This window comes from Clostridia bacterium (assembly GCA_014360065.1).
Taxonomy (GTDB): Bacteria; Bacillota; DSM-521; order Neomoorellales; family JACIYF01; genus JACIYF01.
In genome coordinates, this window is record JACIYF010000014.1 from 23,146 (window position 1) to 38,433 (window position 15,288).

Consider the following 15,288-nt stretch of genomic DNA (forward strand, 5'->3'; position numbering starts at 1 on the left):
CGTCGTCCGAAACCGACTTAAGCGAAGTGCTCATGACCATCCGAGGCTTGATGAAGAGTTGAAGGGCCGATGGCAAAGCGTTTGCCGGGTAGGTCCTGGTAGCGGTCCGGGTCGCAGGTGAGGATGATAAATTGGAGCCGGGACGTGGCTTGCTTAAGCACCTCCAGCACCCGGCGGCAGCGCTCCGGGTCGGTATTGATCAGGGGATCGTCCAGGACCACCAGCTGCCTTTCCCCCTGAGCTAAAAATAGCCCTAGAGCCAGCCGCATGGCCAGCCCCAGCTGCTCCTGGGTCCCACCGGAGAAGACTTCAGGCGAAACTACCTCGCCCGTACCAATTCGAACCCCAGCCAGGGAAAGATCTGAGGTAGACAATTCCACCTCCCGACCGCCGGCGGCTGGGGTTAAGGTTGCCCCCGATGCCGCTGCCCGGGCTCCGGGCTGGTTGCTTGCTTGGCCACTGGCGCCAGCCCCAGCCACCTCGCCGGTCATGGCCCAAAACAGCCGGTTGACTTCCTGGCTCACCGGAGCCGCCATTTCCTGCATCATCTGCTGGCGCCGGGCGCTCACCAGCTGGTGGAGCAACTTGATTACTCGGGCCTTTTGCCTCTCTTTCTCGGCTTCCCGCCGGGCTAGCTCGCACTTTTCTTCCAAAATTGCTACCTGGGAGTAGGGACCCTCCGCTCCCAGAGTCTCAAGCTGGCCCCGGATCCGGCCCAGCTCCTCCCCGGCCCGCCTGGCCTCTTCCTGTACCTGGTTCAATTGCTCCCTTAGCCTTTGGGCCCTGATCTCAGGATTCTGGTCTTCGGGGGGCAGCTTGGCTTTTAGGCGGTCACAGATTACCTTTTGTTCCTCTCGCTTCCCCACCGCCTCCTGCCAAGCCCTCTCAAGCCTCATAAGTTCACCGCCATAGGCAGCCAGCTTCTTTTCCAGCCCTTCCTGGGCGGTCTTCTTCTGTCCTTCCAGTCCAGCCATCAGGCTCTGGAGCTTGGCCATTTCCTGATTAGACCGGCTTAGTTGCTCGCGGAGCTGGCTAAGCTTTTGGTTAAGCCCCTCCCGCTCCTGCTCCAGCCGGCCAACCTCCTGGCGCAAGCTCGCGAGCCACCCCGCATCGGGAGCGCCAGCCGATACATCGGGCCTGCCCCCGTTCTCCCATTTACTCTCCCAGTCCCTCTGCCTTTGCTCCAGCCAGGCCCGGTAATCGGCTAGGTTGGTCACCTGGGGTGGGGCCGAGCGCAGGGCCTCTTCCTGCTGGCGGCCCAGCTCCTGGGCCCGCTGCTTAAGGGCCAATCCCCGCTGCTCCTTCTGTCGAAGCTCCTCTAAATCTTTGGCCCGGTATTGAGCCAGGCAAGCCTCCAGCTCGCCCGCTATCCTTCCTCGCTCGGCAATCAGCTTTTGCAAGTCCTTGGCCCCCGAGCGGATGCAGATCCGCCCTAAGCCAGGCAGAGCTAACATCGCCTGATCGGCAAACTCGAAGCTTACCGGCTCCCCCGGCACCACCAGCTGGCTGCCCTGGCTAGAAGGAGTCTGCCAACTTACCTCCACCTGGCGCTCAAAATCCAGCTCCACCTTGAGCCCGGCGGCCCGGATCTCGGCCTCCAGGCCGTCCAGCTGCCGCTGCCAGCCTTCAGCCCGGCGAACTACCTCGGCCTGGGGAAAGGGTTCCCGATCAAGCTCCGCCTGAATTTGCTTTAGCTCCTGGGCTTGGCCCTCTAAAGTCATAAGCCGCTTAAACTCATCTTCCAGCTGGCTTCGCTCCGCTACCAGCTCTTTTACCAGCAAGGCTTGATCCAATTCCTGGCGCCTTGACTTAGCCAGCTCTTCAACTTGGCGCTGCCTTGCTTCGCTGGCGGAAAGCTCAAGCTGTAATTGCCCAACCCTGGCCATGAGCGCCTCCGCTGCCCCCTGCTGCTCCTTGATCTCAGCCTCAAGATCTCTTATCTGATCCCGAAGCTGATTGGCTTCCGACCGCTCCTGGGTGAGCCTCGCCGCCTCCTGGGCCAGTGCCTGGTATTTTTTCTCGGCCTCATGGAACTGCTGGAGGTGGTCCCGATACTGCTTGACTTCTTCCTCGAGCTTCCGCTCTTCCTCTACCAGCCTTTGGCTTTGGGCCTGAAGCGCAGCTAGCTTGTCTTGCCAATGCTCCATCTCCTGGCGCCTCGCCTCGGCCTGGGAGAGAGTTTCTTTTGCCGCCTTCAGCTTTTCTTCCCAACCGGCCAGCTCCCTTTCCGCCAGATCCAAGGCTGAGCCGACCTGTACGTCCCCCCGCTTAGGGGTAAAAATCTGCTGGTAGGCTTGACTGAGGTTTTGGATCAAGCGCCGGTCGGCCGGACCCAGCACCGCTGAGCCCAAAGTCCGCCGCAACCGGTCCCGAACTTCTTCGCTGGTACCTGGCCAAGAATAATGCTCCCGCCCCTGCAGCATCCAGAGCGAGCGGGCCAGCCCCCAGTTTTCCCTCGGCGTCAACCCTCGGGTAGAGCGCTGGGGAAAGCGGGCCTGCATGATCCGGTAAACCTCTTCATCCGCCTCATCGCCTTCGGCTAAGAGCACAAACTCCCGGCCGTTCCACTCATAAAGGGAGCTATGGGCCTGATTTAGAAACCGTTTCTCCAGGCGATAGCGGCGCCCACCCGATTCCCATTCCAGGCCCACCTCCGGGTAGAGCCTAGTCCCCCAAGGGCAAAGCTCCCGTATTTCCTGACCTTGGGCCCGATAACGGTTAAAGAGAGCCAGGCTGATGGCCATTACCAAAGTGGACTTACCAGCTTCATTGGAACCATGAATGATATTGACGGCTGGATCCATCTCGGCAAGCTGGATCCGGTTACGAAAGCAGCGGATCCCTTGAGCGGAAAGGGCACGCAGGATCAACTAGACCCACCCCCTGCCAACTGCTTAAGCCAGCGCAAGGCTTCCACCCGGTCCTCGGGCTTAAATACCCCTAAGCGGTCACCGGCACCCGAAAAACCTACATCTCGGTCCCAAGCGCGCTGCAAGTCCTCTAGCACCCCGGCCAGCAAGGGGTTGTCCCGGGTCAGCTCATCAAGGGCGAGGCCGGTGGGTTTGGCCTCCAGCCCCGACCTATCTAGTTCAAAGTAGAGCACCCGCTCCTTGGCCCAGGCCTCTAGATCCTCTAAAGCTCCCAGGTCACCGGCGGCCAAGAAGCCCCGGAGCCGCACCTGGACCAAGGTGCGCCGGGGCTCAGGGAGAGACTCCAGGTACTCGGCCAAGCGCTGCTTGAAAGCCACCACAGGGTCTTGAACTGGAGCCGAAGCCTGCCCATGGGAATCCTGCACATCCCAGTCCAGGGTTACCCACCGTAACACCGACAAGGGTAAGCGCTCGATTTGGGGATGGCTTCCCGGACCAGCAATTGTCACCAGCACCGCTCCACCCGCCCCTTGGCCGGCACCGCCGCTTGCCTCGTCGCCTTGGCCAGCTTCCTCAAAGGATCCCGGCTCAAGCGTCCCGGGGTAAACCGTCCGGTCCCCGTAAACAAGAAATGAATGCCAGTGGCCCAAGGCCAAATAATCCAATCCTAGAGCCGAGGCGGTATCCAAGGCGATCGGGTGATCGTCAGGGGAGTATTTGCCCTCGATGGCGAGGGAGCCATGGGCCACACCAATGAGGACTGCCCCCGCACCCGCCCCAGCCCCTGCGGCCGCAGGCCCCGATCCCCCATCGGCTCCCCCAGCTAGACTCGTTCCCTTTGCCCACCTGACAGCCTCGATCTCTTTCTTCCATTCGGCCATGGGGTCTTGAAATGAGCGCTTGGCCCGCACCGGCGAGGGGAGAAGCAAGGCCTGCCCCACCGACACCGGCTGGCGCTCCCGCAGGATATGTACATTGGGCGGACAAAAGCTGGTAAAGGCAGGGCTATTATAGATGGAGTCGGCCGTCAAGGGATCGTGGTTTCCGGGAAGCACGTAGACGCCAATAGGCGAAGCTCCTTCTAGAATCTGGGCCACGCGGTGGGCTAGGGACTTGTCCACCAGATTATCTTCAAAGATGTCCCCGGCCACCAGGATGAAGTCAACCGCCCTCTGGCGGGCAACCTCCACCAGCTGCCGGGCCGCTTCCAGCCGGGCCTCGCGCACCGCCTCGGCCGCCTGCGCTACCCGGTAGGCCCGCATGCCGATCTGCCAGTCCGCCGTATGTATAAACCGAACCATGCTTTCCCTCCCTGGCCCCTCGCTCCGCCAGCACTCCACCGTTAGCGGCACGACTTGGTTGGAGCCTTAGTGCATCATCACGCAGGTATTGTAGACGCACTTGAGGCCGTTTTCCTGGCAAAACTTAATGGCGGCCTCGCTTTCCGCCCCCGGCTGCAGCCAGATGCGCTGGATTCCCAACTCCTTGGCTTCCTTTATTACTTCCTCGGCGCTCTTTGGCGGGACTACAATGTCCACCACATCCACCTTGACAGGAATGGCGGCTAGGTTGGGATAGCACTTGGTACCATCTAGCTGCTCCAGCTTAGGATTGACTGGGTAAACCTCATAGCCCCGGCGGCGAAGATTGTGGAAAATCTTGTTCCCGTACTTTTCGGGGTTGTCGGTAGCGCCCACCACTGCAAACCGCTTTTGGGCCATAAATTCCTTGATGAGATCTTCCATCCCGCACCCTCCATTCTGGGGTCGTCGCCATTCTGTGAAGAGATTATACCATACACATTTGAGGAAGGCCTTGACATTCTTCTCGGCCAATGATTATACCACGCAAGATCATGGAGCCATGTACAGCCAAACGGTTAGACTTGCCCCGGGAAGAAGCAAAGTACAGAATGGGCGTGGAAGGTGCTATTGCTCTCCGGCCTCCCGAGCCGACACCCCTCGTAGCCGCGGCCCGTAGGTGACATTGTCCAACACCGTCCCCGGAAACAAGGTGGGCAGCTGCCACACCATGCCCACCCGCCGCCGCAGGGCAAATACGCCCATGTCCCGTATATCCTGGCCGTCCAAAAGAATCCGGCCAGCGCTAGGATCTTCCAGGCGATTGAGCAGCCGAAGCAAGCTCGACTTGCCAGCCCCGGAAGGCCCCAAGACGGCAGTAATCTCTCCCTCCGGAAAGGCAATTGTTATATCTTTAAGGATAACGCCCATCGATGCTGCATCAGGTGGGCCGGAGAGGGAATGGTTGCGCATTAGGGTAACCTTATCGAGTTCCAGTTTAGCTCCAGCCATCTTCTCACCAGTCCATAACTGTAACTAAGCATTCTATAATTACCAGCCCCGCGTGCGGCCGCAATTATTATACCACTCCCGCGCACCCAGCCGGTTTTCTTGGGCTTTCTTCCTCCCAGCTCTCCTTTGCGCTTTTGCTTTGAATCTAACTTTCCGGCTAGCAGGAATCTCCCAACCGGCTCGCGAAGTCATAGAGTCGAATTAATTACCAACTAAGGTAAGGACTGAGAACATGCGAGTATATCAAGCTGAAAGAAATGATCCTTGCCCCTGCGGAAGCGGTCGCAAGTACAAGAAATGTTGCCAGGCAGAAGTGGAACATCAAACCCGCCTAATCAGCCAAGCAGTAGGTCCTGGAGTCACTGCTCACGGCCGCGAAGTAATTGAGACGCTGGGTTTTATGATCGGCCTAAAGCAACCAGAAGGCCACCCACCCGATGCCACTTTACTGGGGCAGCTCCTGCGTGAGGTCTGGGAGAAGGAAGAGGAAGAGCTGGGTAAAGGTAAAGCAGACTTTGAGCAAATCCTTGAGGGATTCGCGGAGCTAATGCAAAATAAGCCGAATCTCCGTTATTTGCGCATACCCGGCCCCGTGTGGTTCGCAGCCACTGAGTTCGCCAAGGAGGAACTGGGGGAGGAAGAGAAAGAAAGTGATCTCGACGAAAAATACTTAGATGCCATCCTGGACTATACGGCGGAGGAGCTTGGGACAGACTGGATCGTAGACGGGATAGAACAGATGGCCTTGTCCTTGCAATACGATAGTTACAACAACGACGAGCTGAAGACCCTACTGACGGTGCTGGGGTGGTGGCTGGATCCGAGCAAAAATGAGATCTTATTGACACTGCTCCTGAGCGTTACTGCCGCCGACCTGGCAGCCGGCCAAAGCGAGCTCAAATCTATCTTAGAAAGCTCAGATGATGACTCGATGCAGATGCAAAAGGCGCGCCAGCTGTTCATACGCTATCCGGTTCTCGAGGAAGTACACTCTGCCCGCTTAGTAGAAGAAGTGGAACTAGCCTACCGGCAAATCATGGATGGGTCTCTGAATCTGGATGTCCCCTTTTATGCCATCTCAGGAGGCACCTTTGCAGCCTTGGCCAGTACCATCGATTTACTTGAGAAAATGGATTTAAAGAAGCTCATATTGGCAGCAGATCTGCCAGCCCGAGAGCTCCTGGGGCCGGCCCTCTGGGAAGAGGGAGAGGTCAGGTTCTTCCTGCACGAAGTGCTCAAGCTTCTGAAACAAGAGCAGGAAAAGAATCCAGATAGTCCCCTTGGTCGTTCTCTGGAAAGCCTTATGGTGGCCTTGGCTGCTGTAGTAACGGTTTTTCAGGTACAGCTAGTAGAAACGCTGTATATCCGCTGCATTGCGCGCCTCCACCAACGCTTCCCCCTGCATCTTCCAGGAGTGGATACCCTGGTTGAAGGGCCTGTCGAACTGCTGGATCCTGCTATCATTGAAGAGTACGCTGCCTACTTGGAGTCCCAGGACCAAAAGGAGGAGGCCAACCATCTGCGCCGCCAGTATCAAGCCTATGGTGCCGGTGTCAAGGAAAAACTGGCGGTCCTCCCTGAGCTTTGGGTGGAAAAGCTCTTGCACATGAACTCCTCCAGCTGAGAAATGGCTTTATCTGGCCTGTCGATAAGTTCGGTTGCGGCTTGCGGCGCATCGAGCCGGCCTTGGTACCCTCAGTGTGACGTGTGTCGACGTGTTCTCGGCCATGGCCCGTACTGCTACCTTGCGAAGAGGTTGGCTTGATGAGTGCATTGAGTCCATTGCCTTGTGGCTGAGGTATTCTCGCCACTTCGCTTCTAGTAAACAGGTCTACCTCAAGCCGGGCTCAAAAAGGTACTACAAAGATGCCGAGGTATCCGAGTGGGCATCCCGCCTGGGCGAAGCATTCGGTTATCTCGAGATGCAGAGAAGGGGATATATTTTTATAGACCATTTCGAGAAAGCAGTATCTTGGAGCTTAATTTATCCGGAGAAAACCATCATGAGAACCACTATATGGATCCTTTGGTGCATGTTTTCCCGGATGGAGCAATATCTGTAGGTAAGCTTCGGGACTTAGAGCTGGAGCCCTGGAGGCCTAGAATGTCCGTGGAAAAGCAAACCGACGGGCACAGAAGGCAGTGGTTATTTTTCATTTCCGCCTAGGCCGGCGAATCTTGCGTATGCGGAGACGCTTAGGTGTAATAACCGAAAAGGCCCCTCAAGCTCGGCCAGATGCAGCTCTGTAACACTGGCAACGAGCGATCCTTTTAACCCTTGGGGTATACCAGCCAGCCGAATAAGGATTACACCCTTGATTACGCAGTGCTGGCGAAACACGATTTCTCCAAAATCCTTGTCCGCCGTAACCAGTATGGCTCACTGCTTGTTTGCTAGATCAAAAACTGCATCGTCGGTAATTCCAGGTTCCATTTCGGCCACGTAAGTAACCTTATAGCCATGCGCCCGCAAGGCAACCACAATGTCTCTATCGACACTTTCATCAGCCAGGAAATTCATTGAACTTCCTCTTGGACAGGATAGACCACATCAGCCCGAATAGCTTCTGCCGCAAAAGCAAGTGCGGCCCGGATTGCCTCCTCAGTCAACCGCGGGTGCGCTTGAATAATCTGCTCCACAGTCTCCCCTTGAGCAAGCTTCTCCAGGATTAAGTCTACCGGGATCCTAGTTCCCGCAATGATTGGCTTGCCCATCAAAAATTTCGGGTCTGATTTAATCAGGTCGGTTTCCACCGGCTGTACACCCCCAATGTTCCCATTAACATACGTACCATATCTGCCTCCCTTTGGCCTACGAGGCATCCTACAATGTTGTCAAAATGACTGGATTAATAGCTGCCATCCTGATTTTGGTGCCGGCAGGTAAGGGATATCCTACCCTCAGTATATCATGAACTTGCTACCCCAACAACGAACCGCTCCGGCTCCGGCCTTGCATCTTGATGGTTTAACCGCAGGCAGAATTCTAAATGGAACCCAGATCCCTAAAGCTAGCTACTCTTCCGCAAAGTACCTCTTCACCATTGCCGCTATGAACGGTTTGAAGTCACCCAGATGATTCTGGATTATATCCCAGACTTCATCGGCATCAACCTGGTCGTAAAGGTGCACCACCCGATTGCGAAACCGAACCATGGCTTTATAGGTTTCTTTCATTTCCGCCGGCACTAGCCCGTGTTGAGCTGCAACTTCAATGGTTTCAGCATAAGTTTTGGGTAGCCCCCATCCCTCTCGGGCCACCACGTGGGTGCAGGCATCCAGCAAAGCCTCTATTGCCACCTGGAGCATCCGGGTAGCCGCAGCCTCATAAATAGAGTCAGATTTAAACTGGTCCCGGCCCATGCGCCGAAACCTTTCTAGCTCCCTCAGCTCCTGACGCATAAACTGCAGCTTCTGCCGGAGCTTTTCTTTGTCGACTGTCATAGAAACTCCTCCCGCAACCCCGCGTCGAAATCAGCGTACAATTGACGTAGGTCAGGCTGGAAATCACAATACCAGCGGATAACGCTTTCCTTAAAGTCGGCCAACATAACTTCATCCCTAAGATACAAGAGCCGGCCGGATTCCAGCACCCGCATCTGCAGAGTCACCGGTACTCGTCTCAGGTTTATCAGGTTAACATCATCGTTTCTAACGATGCCAAGTAGATCCGAAAGCAGCTCTATCTCCCGCTCCAAGTCCCAGGAGCTTCCCGGCACCGGCAAGACCGCTAAATCTAGATCGGATAGCACCGTCTGCAGCTCGGTGCCATAGGAACCGTGAAGGTAGAGAGCGCCAATGTCACTTTGGCTCTGGGCCAGGGTCTTTAAAGCTGTGAACTGTTCTGGAGAGAGACTCAGCTTTTCCAGCCTTCGACTCAACCGTACCACGTGACCACTCCGTTCCTTTCTCAGGGCACCTAAGTTGCATGCGGGCTAATCCCCTTATGCACCTTTTCTAACCGCCCTGAGGCACCAGGTTGTATCTATTATACCACCCCTTGGTAACCCATCCCATTCTTATGGCGACCCTTTCCCTCTTCCCGCCGATCAGAAACAAATTCCCACCAATGGCCATTAACCGGCAGGAATCCCTCAGTTCCCTCCCGAAATTACTGGTCGGGTTGGCTATCCTCTCAAAACCCACCACCCTAGAAGGAGTATACATATGACCAGGGTTCTTGTTACCGGAGGAGCGGGGTACATAGGCAGCCATGTGGTTAAGGCGCTGGGGGAAAGGGGATATCAGGTCCTTACCTACGACAACCTCTCCACCGGCCACCCTTGGGCAGTCCTGTATGGAGACCTGGTAGAGGGAGACCTCTTGGATCAGCAAAAGCTCACGGCCACCCTTTTGGCCTTTCGGCCCGAAGCAGTCCTCCATTTTGCCGCCAAAATCGTGGTTCCCGAATCGGTAGCTTATCCCTTGCTTTATTACCAGCATAACTTCATCGGTACCCTAAACCTGCTCTTGGCCATGCAGCAGGCCGGTACCGGGCGGCTGATCTTTTCCTCCAGCGCCGCCGTTTACGGGATCCCGGACAATATCCCCATCCCTGAGGACGCACCCTTATCCCCCATTAACCCTTACGGTCAAACCAAGGCCATGGCCGAGCAGGTGCTGGCCGACCTGGCGGCATCGCCTGCCAGCCTGGCCCTAGCAGGCCGCGGGACCGTCGCCAAAAGTGCCCCAAGCAGCGCCCTAAGCAAGGACTACCCGGCCGGCCGCGCAACGCTTGCCAGGGCAGCCAAGCTAGTATCCCGAGAGGTAGCGGCAACTTCTTCCTTCGGGGAAAATGGGTTAGCCGCACCCGTTCCCGGCTTTCATCCTAGCCCCGAATTCCGTTACGTGGCCCTCCGCTACTTCAACGTTGCCGGAGCTGATCCCCAAGGGCGCATCGGTGAGAGCACCGCCGCTCCCACCCACCTCATCACCGTAGCCATGCGTACCGCCCTAGGCGAGCTACCCTGCCTCAACGTATTCGGGACTGATTACCCTACCCCGGATGGCTCCTGCATCCGCGATTACATCCACGTGGAAGATCTGGCCGACGCCCACATCTTAGCCCTAGAATACCTCCTCGACGGAGGCCCAAGCCAGGTATACAATTGTGGCTACGGCAGGGGTTACTCGGTACTGGAAGTAGTAGAGAGCACTAAGAAGGTGACCGGAGTTGATTTCCCGGTGCGCCATGTCCCCAGGCGCCCCGGCGATCCTCCGGCTCTGGTAGCTGACGCCACCAGGATCCGGCGTGAGCTGGGCTGGCAGCCCCGCTACGACGATCTAGACTTCATCCTCCAGACCGCCTGGAACTGGGAGAAAAACCAGCACCGGCGCAACTAAGCCCGGCGGGACACCTTAAAGTAATCTCTCATAATTACGCTTTCCATATATAATGCGGCGAATTTCCACGATGCCCTCGTTCTCCTGTACGGTATAGAAAACAAGATAGTTTTCGACAACCAGTATCCGATACTCATCCTCAAGCGTACGTTTAGCCTGATAGGGACGGCCGGAAAATGGGAACTCCTCCAGCTGAGAAATGGCTTTATCCAGCTTGTCGATAAGCTCGGTTGCGGCTTGTGGCGCATGGAGCTGGCCGCTGATATAGCTGACCATATCTAACAAGTCGGATTGCGCCAGCTTTAAATAACGCAGCCTATACTTCTTTTCCATTGGCAAGTTGCTTCCTTGCTTTCCCGAAAACCTCCGCGTGGCCATACCTAACATCGCTGGTACGGGCTTCCAGTTCTGCTTCTTTGAGCTTAATGAAAATCTCGTTTTCAAGCTGCATTTTCTCGTATAGTTCAATACTCATAACAACCATATCGCCGTAGCCGTTTTTTGTAAGGAACACCGGTTCACGGCCTTCATGGACAATTTTCGAGATCTCAGCAAAATTATTGCGCAGATCCGATATCGGCCTAATTTGTGGCATAAAAGGCACCCCCTTGTTATCATAACTTTATCACAGTTATGATACCACATCAAGCAAGAAATTGCATTCCTCAAACCGCTGAAGCCGGCTAGTGCGCTATGTCCCCAGGCACCCTGACACAACTAAGCCCGTTAAGATTTAATACCCTCGAACAGCGCTAGCTGACCCCCTTTCTTCGGATCTAGAGCGCTAACGTACCTTACTGGTCTGGCAGTCTTTTGTACTCTACCCAACTCCTGCGCCTTCTTGAGCCAGTCTTGCATTTGCCCCCGGCGAACCCTCAGCTTTTCCGCCAGCTCTTCCTCGGTCTTAGGGCTATCAAGCTCCCTCTCTATATAAGGCCAAACAATGTCAAATAAGCCGCGCTCATTAGCCAGTTGGGAATCCCGAACTTTTGCTCTAGCCAACGAGGGATTGTTTGTCTCCGCCGGTTGGGCGTATCCAGCTTCTGCACCATAAGATTCCAACACAGCTCGTAGCCCCCCTTCACCGCCCAGTAGCTCAGGTTCTAGAGGAATTCCGCCTTTCTCAATCAAGCGCCGGTTACCTTCGGGTATGTTTTCCCCGCCACGTACGAAAAGAGGTACCCACCCGTGCTTAAGATTTTCCACCGCCCCTGCCCAGGTACCACCCTTGTTCAAGGAAGCAGAAACAACCACAGCGTATCTTGATAGGGCATAAATGTACTTGTTCCGGCACATGGCAGCGCCAACAGTAAAGCGGGCGGCAGGATGAGATGAGGATAGCAATACGAGACAACCCGATAAGACAGCTTCCCTCACCTGTCGCTGGCGGAGCCGCGCTTCCAGGCTGTCCGCAAGTATACTTACCGCTTTACCTCCGGCAGCAAGGGCCGAGTCCTGGGCAATCTTATCGACTCCGCGCGCCCCGCCGGAAATAACGATGAGCCCTTCATCTACACATCTTTCCGCTAGGCGAGCCGCAAAGCCAGCCCCTAGCGCATCAACATCGCGTGCCCCTGCTACCGCCACTCCCTCAACCTGAAGAAGGCCGGGTTCCCCCGCCCCAAAAAGAACCAACGGTGCTTGCTGTTTAAGCAGGGATTTCAGGCGAGAAGGGTAAAAAGGATCCGCCCTGGTTACTACCCAGACACCTAGACTTTCCAGTCTTTCCAACTCTATGGCCAATTGGCCGCTCCGCGACAAAAGCTTGGCAATGCGATCTGCTTCCTTTCTTGAGAGCCCTAAATGCTCCTGCCATTCTTCGGGATCTGTGCGGAAAAACGCCTCGGGGGATTTAAGCACTGAAGCAGCTAATTTTCTAGCGATTACATTCCACTCCGGCAGTGTAAAAGGAATCAGATTCTCTTCACTTTTTTCGCCCTTTCTTGGGATGGCCAAACTGGAACATAGAAGGATTATCGCCTGGCTATCACGGGAGATATTCATTCGAAATCACCTCCTCCAGCAGCAGTTGCCAGCACAAACGGGTGAACGGGACCGCTACCGGCTTCTCGGAGAAGAGTGCCACAGACAGTAAGGGTCCAGCGGGAATCGACCATATCATCTACCAGCAAGACGGGTCCACCAGGACAGGAACCTTTCACTTGAAAAGCATCTGCCACATTAAGGGCCTGCTGCGTGCTGTTTTGCATGGTCTTTTGCTCAGGCGTATTACCAACCTTAACTAGGACAGGATGAAACGGCAAACCGAGGCTGTTCGCCAGCCTTTGAGCAAAATCCCGTACCAGCTCTGGCCGCCGCAGAGAAGGAACGGCAGTGACCCATAATGGAGGCGGCTGCGGCTGCCATCGGTTTTTGATCAAATCCACGGCTGCGGACACAAGTTCGTCACTAAACCGGTTGTTCTGATACTTATCGATCGCAACCTGGCGGCCCCAGCCGGCATCACCATAAATACACAGACACCTGCCTTCTTCGTTTCGTAAATTATCCCTAATACGCCCTTGCCATCTTCCAATGCCACCAGCGGGCCATTGTTTCCTCGGTTCGATTATCTGGTAATCACTGCGCAGAAACTGGATGGCCTTTGATACTAGATCACGATTCAAGCTACTGGTAAACAGTGGGGATTGGCAGTTTGCGCATTTACCACAGGGGCCAGCATACGGATCATCTAAGTCGCGAGCAATAAACTCCATCAGACATTCCTTCGTGGCGACAAATTCCTTTATCCTCTCCAGTTCCTGGTAGCGAAGCCGCGTAACCTTCTCAGCTCTTTCTGAGTCAAAAACCCAGGGCTTTGCGGTCCGAAAATAAGTGCCGCCATTACGAGCAACTGCTCCCTCTACTTGTAGCAACTTTAAACACTTTTCAATCCTCCCCTTAGGGATATTTATACCGGACAGCAACGCTGGTATTGTCAACCCACCCTCTGATTGTTCGATAGCCTTCAGTACTTCGAGCGTTTCTATAGGACCGGGAAAGGCTGTCCTTATAAAGTAATCCTGGATTTCATCATCTTCTCGCCCGTTTAAGAGAATGGCAAAAGCATTATCTACGGCGCGCCCTGCCCGACCTACCTGTTGATAATACGAAACCAATGACCCCGGCCGCTGATAATGGATAACAAACCCCAAATCTGGCTTGTCGAAACCCATTCCTAGAGCTACAGTTGCGACCAGCGCCTTGACTTGATTCCGTAGAAGCTTTTGTTCCCGTGCTTGTCTTTCTCCATTATGAAGTTTAGCGTGATATTCCCACGCTTCGATGTTTTGCTGACGCAACCATCCGGCCACTCTTTTACAATCTGCTATTGTTAAGCAATAAATAATCCCGGAACCGGGCAACCTTGGAAGAGTCTCCGCAAGCCAAGCTAATCTTTCCGCTTGGTTGTTTAGCCTAATATTTTCTAGCCGTAAAGAGTCCCGTGCCAGTGGGCCTCGCAAAACGAGGAGATCCGGACCAAGCTGCTCCTGGATGTCGTTTACAACCCGCTGGTTTGCCGTTGCCGTGGTAGCAAGAACCGGGACATTTGGCGGCAGGTTTTTAACGATACGGACAATGCGCCGGTAGTCAGGGCGGAAATCATGTCCCCAATCGGAGATACAGTGCGCTTCGTCGACCACGAACAACCCGATACCGCCCTTTATCGCCACCAAGGTCTCGGATAAAAAGCGTGGATTGGCCAGCCGCTCCGGCGAAACAAGGAGCACGTCACAGGTGCCTTTTTGAAGCTTCTCTTCGACATCTGTCCACTCCTCTTCGTTTGCGCTGTTGATAGATTCGGCCTGGATGCCAATTCTGGCAGCCATTTCAATCTGATTGCGCATGAGCGACAATAAAGGACTGATCAGCACGGTAGGACCAGAGCCTTGGTTTCTCAGCATTCTGGTGGCGACAAAGTAAACGACACTCTTCCCCCAACCTGTGCGTTGAACCACCAACATTTTCTTCCTCTGGAAAGCAATGAGCTCGATGGCTTCCCATTGCCCATCTCGAAAACTAGCTTGCGGCCCAAGCATTTTCTTTAGTAATTGTTCTGCCTGTCGTTTTCCTATGCCTGTTTTTATTATGACCACTCCCGGTAAGAACCCTGCCGACAACGGTCCCGGAACCAATCAGGAGCATCAGCGTCCTTTTCTGCCTCTGCAGACATTATACAATATTATCCAAACGGTTGGAATTGTAGCTACGGCAAAGGTTATTCGGTACTGGAAGTAGTAGAGAGCACTAAGAAGGTGACCGGGGTTGATTTCCCGGTGCGCCATGTCCCCAGGCGCCCCGGCGATCCTCCGGCTCTGGTAGCTGACGCCACCAAGATCCGGCGCGAGCTGGGCTGGCAACCCCGCTACGACGATCTAGACTTTATCCTCCAGACCGCCTGGAACTGGGAGAAAAGTCAACATCATCGCAACTAAGCCCGTTTGCCGCCTTATCTTCACGTGTTATAATCTTACCAGAGCCAACAGTATATGGAGGAGAAACGCATTTGCCATCTCAACTAATCGATCGCAGCCTTAAGGTACTAGCGAAGGAGTATCCTAGCATCTTCATTCGGTTAGCACTCGGCCAAGTCGGGATCAATGAGGAGAACTGGGAATACCAAGCGATAGAAAACCCCGAGATCAATATTCCGGAGAAACGTCCTTTGCTACCTATGCTCACCGATAAAAGGGATACGAGTGTCCTTGAGCAAACCAGGGAGCTGGTACTTAAAGAGGAAAATCCTAAGCTCCGGGCCGATA

Annotated in this window: 16 protein-coding genes and 2 pseudogenes; 6 read left to right on the forward strand and 12 right to left on the reverse strand. The window is 55.0% G+C overall.

Annotated features, from left to right (window positions below; genetic code table 11):
- Window positions 1–17: 17 nt before the first annotated feature.
- The 4 genes from H5U02_04040 to H5U02_04055 form a co-directional block, all read right to left on the reverse strand.
- Window positions 18–2,870 (reverse strand): AAA family ATPase, encoded by a 2,853-nt coding sequence (locus tag H5U02_04040; GenBank protein MBC7341607.1) that lies wholly within the window; start codon window positions 2,868–2,870, stop codon window positions 18–20.
- Window positions 2,867–4,171, reverse strand: coding sequence for a DNA repair exonuclease (locus tag H5U02_04045; GenBank protein MBC7341608.1), 1,305 nt, complete (start codon window positions 4,169–4,171; stop codon window positions 2,867–2,869). The genes H5U02_04040 and H5U02_04045 overlap by 4 nt, the downstream gene beginning before the upstream one ends.
- 66 nt (window positions 4,172–4,237) lie before the next feature.
- Window positions 4,238–4,615 (reverse strand): CoA-binding protein, encoded by a 378-nt coding sequence (locus H5U02_04050; protein ID MBC7341609.1) that lies wholly within the window; start codon window positions 4,613–4,615, stop codon window positions 4,238–4,240.
- Between the two features lie 183 nt (window positions 4,616–4,798).
- Window positions 4,799–5,143 carry an ATP-binding cassette domain-containing protein gene (locus H5U02_04055; GenBank protein ID MBC7341610.1) on the reverse strand — a complete coding sequence of 115 codons (345 nt, stop codon included), beginning with the start codon at window positions 5,141–5,143 and terminating at the stop codon, window positions 4,799–4,801.
- 271 nt (window positions 5,144–5,414) lie between these two features.
- Here H5U02_04055 and H5U02_04060 point away from each other — a divergent pair, with 271 nt between their 5' ends.
- Window positions 5,415–6,806, forward strand: coding sequence for an SEC-C domain-containing protein (locus H5U02_04060; protein MBC7341611.1), 1,392 nt, complete (start codon window positions 5,415–5,417; stop codon window positions 6,804–6,806).
- Window positions 6,807–6,882: 76 nt separating this feature from the next.
- On the forward strand, window positions 6,883–7,245 hold the full coding sequence (locus H5U02_04065; protein ID MBC7341612.1) for a hypothetical protein: 363 nt from the start codon (window positions 6,883–6,885) through the stop codon (window positions 7,243–7,245).
- 90 nt (window positions 7,246–7,335) lie between these two features.
- Here the strand turns inward: H5U02_04065 and H5U02_04070 are convergent.
- The 4 genes and pseudogenes from H5U02_04070 to H5U02_04085 all read right to left on the reverse strand — a co-directional run bounded on the left by H5U02_04070 (window position 7,336) and on the right by H5U02_04085 (window position 9,072).
- Window positions 7,336–7,703: pseudogene (locus tag H5U02_04070) on the reverse strand (DUF5615 family PIN-like protein).
- A complete protein-coding gene (locus H5U02_04075; GenBank protein MBC7341613.1) occupies window positions 7,700–8,005 on the reverse strand; it encodes a DUF433 domain-containing protein in 306 nt (101 codons plus the stop codon). Before H5U02_04075 ends, H5U02_04070 begins: the two are co-directional and overlap by 4 nt.
- 192 nt (window positions 8,006–8,197) lie before the next feature.
- A complete protein-coding gene (locus H5U02_04080) occupies window positions 8,198–8,626 on the reverse strand; it encodes a DUF86 domain-containing protein (protein ID MBC7341614.1) in 429 nt (142 codons plus the stop codon).
- Complete coding sequence (locus H5U02_04085; protein MBC7341615.1) at window positions 8,623–9,072, reverse strand: nucleotidyltransferase domain-containing protein; 450 nt, start codon at window positions 9,070–9,072, stop codon at window positions 8,623–8,625. Before H5U02_04085 ends, H5U02_04080 begins: the two co-directional genes overlap by 4 nt.
- 277 nt (window positions 9,073–9,349) lie before the next feature.
- Between H5U02_04085 and H5U02_04090 the strand changes: the two are divergent.
- Window positions 9,350–9,814 (forward strand): annotated as a pseudogene (locus H5U02_04090) (UDP-glucose 4-epimerase).
- Window positions 9,788–10,525: a UDP-glucose 4-epimerase gene (locus H5U02_04095; protein ID MBC7341616.1), complete on the forward strand. Its 738-nt coding sequence runs from the start codon at window positions 9,788–9,790 to the stop codon at window positions 10,523–10,525. The pseudogene H5U02_04090 and the gene H5U02_04095 overlap by 27 nt, the downstream one beginning before the upstream one ends.
- 15 nt (window positions 10,526–10,540) lie before the next feature.
- Here H5U02_04095 and H5U02_04100 read toward each other — a convergent pair whose 3' ends face one another.
- The 4 genes from H5U02_04100 to H5U02_04115 all read right to left on the reverse strand — a co-directional run bounded on the left by H5U02_04100 (window position 10,541) and on the right by H5U02_04115 (window position 14,565).
- Window positions 10,541–10,858, reverse strand: a complete 318-nt coding sequence (locus H5U02_04100) for a type II toxin-antitoxin system RelE/ParE family toxin (GenBank protein ID MBC7341617.1) — start codon at window positions 10,856–10,858, stop codon at window positions 10,541–10,543.
- On the reverse strand, window positions 10,842–11,120 hold the full coding sequence (locus H5U02_04105) for a type II toxin-antitoxin system Phd/YefM family antitoxin (protein MBC7341618.1): 279 nt from the start codon (window positions 11,118–11,120) through the stop codon (window positions 10,842–10,844). The genes H5U02_04100 and H5U02_04105 overlap by 17 nt, the downstream gene beginning before the upstream one ends.
- Window positions 11,121–11,251: 131 nt before the next feature.
- Window positions 11,252–12,529, reverse strand: a complete 1,278-nt coding sequence (locus H5U02_04110) for a DNA-protecting protein DprA (protein MBC7341619.1) — start codon at window positions 12,527–12,529, stop codon at window positions 11,252–11,254.
- Entirely contained in the window at window positions 12,526–14,565 is a 2,040-nt protein-coding gene (locus tag H5U02_04115) for a RecQ family ATP-dependent DNA helicase (protein MBC7341620.1), read from the reverse strand. The genes H5U02_04110 and H5U02_04115 overlap by 4 nt, the downstream gene beginning before the upstream one ends.
- A gap of 132 nt (window positions 14,566–14,697) precedes the next feature.
- Between H5U02_04115 and H5U02_04120 the strand changes: the two genes are divergently transcribed.
- Both H5U02_04120 and H5U02_04125 read left to right on the forward strand, forming a co-directional pair.
- A complete protein-coding gene (locus H5U02_04120; protein ID MBC7341621.1) occupies window positions 14,698–14,961 on the forward strand; it encodes a GDP-mannose 4,6-dehydratase in 264 nt (87 codons plus the stop codon).
- 71 nt (window positions 14,962–15,032) lie between these two features.
- Window positions 15,033–15,288 (forward strand): hypothetical protein (locus tag H5U02_04125; GenBank protein MBC7341622.1); only part of this gene is annotated, 256 nt, incomplete at its 3' end.

Coding starts and splice junctions, on each gene's coding strand:
- H5U02_04045 (MBC7341608.1), bottom strand. CDS start 4,171: ATGGTTCGGTTTATACATACGGCGGACTGGCAGATCGGCATGCGGGCC.
- H5U02_04050 (MBC7341609.1), bottom strand. CDS start 4,615: ATGGAAGATCTCATCAAGGAATTTATGGCCCAAAAGCGGTTTGCAGTG.
- H5U02_04055 (MBC7341610.1), bottom strand. CDS start 5,143: ATGCGCAACCATTCCCTCTCCGGCCCACCTGATGCAGCATCGATGGGC.
- H5U02_04060 (MBC7341611.1), top strand. CDS start 5,415: ATGCGAGTATATCAAGCTGAAAGAAATGATCCTTGCCCCTGCGGAAGC.
- H5U02_04075 (MBC7341613.1), bottom strand. CDS start 8,005: ATGCCTCGTAGGCCAAAGGGAGGCAGATATGGTACGTATGTTAATGGG.
- H5U02_04080 (MBC7341614.1), bottom strand. CDS start 8,626: ATGACAGTCGACAAAGAAAAGCTCCGGCAGAAGCTGCAGTTTATGCGT.
- H5U02_04095 (MBC7341616.1), top strand. CDS start 9,788: ATGGCCGAGCAGGTGCTGGCCGACCTGGCGGCATCGCCTGCCAGCCTG.
- H5U02_04100 (MBC7341617.1), bottom strand. CDS start 10,858: ATGGAAAAGAAGTATAGGCTGCGTTATTTAAAGCTGGCGCAATCCGAC.
- H5U02_04105 (MBC7341618.1), bottom strand. CDS start 11,120: ATGCCACAAATTAGGCCGATATCGGATCTGCGCAATAATTTTGCTGAG.
- H5U02_04110 (MBC7341619.1), bottom strand. CDS start 12,529: ATGAATATCTCCCGTGATAGCCAGGCGATAATCCTTCTATGTTCCAGT.
- H5U02_04115 (MBC7341620.1), bottom strand. CDS start 14,565: ATGCTTGGGCCGCAAGCTAGTTTTCGAGATGGGCAATGGGAAGCCATC.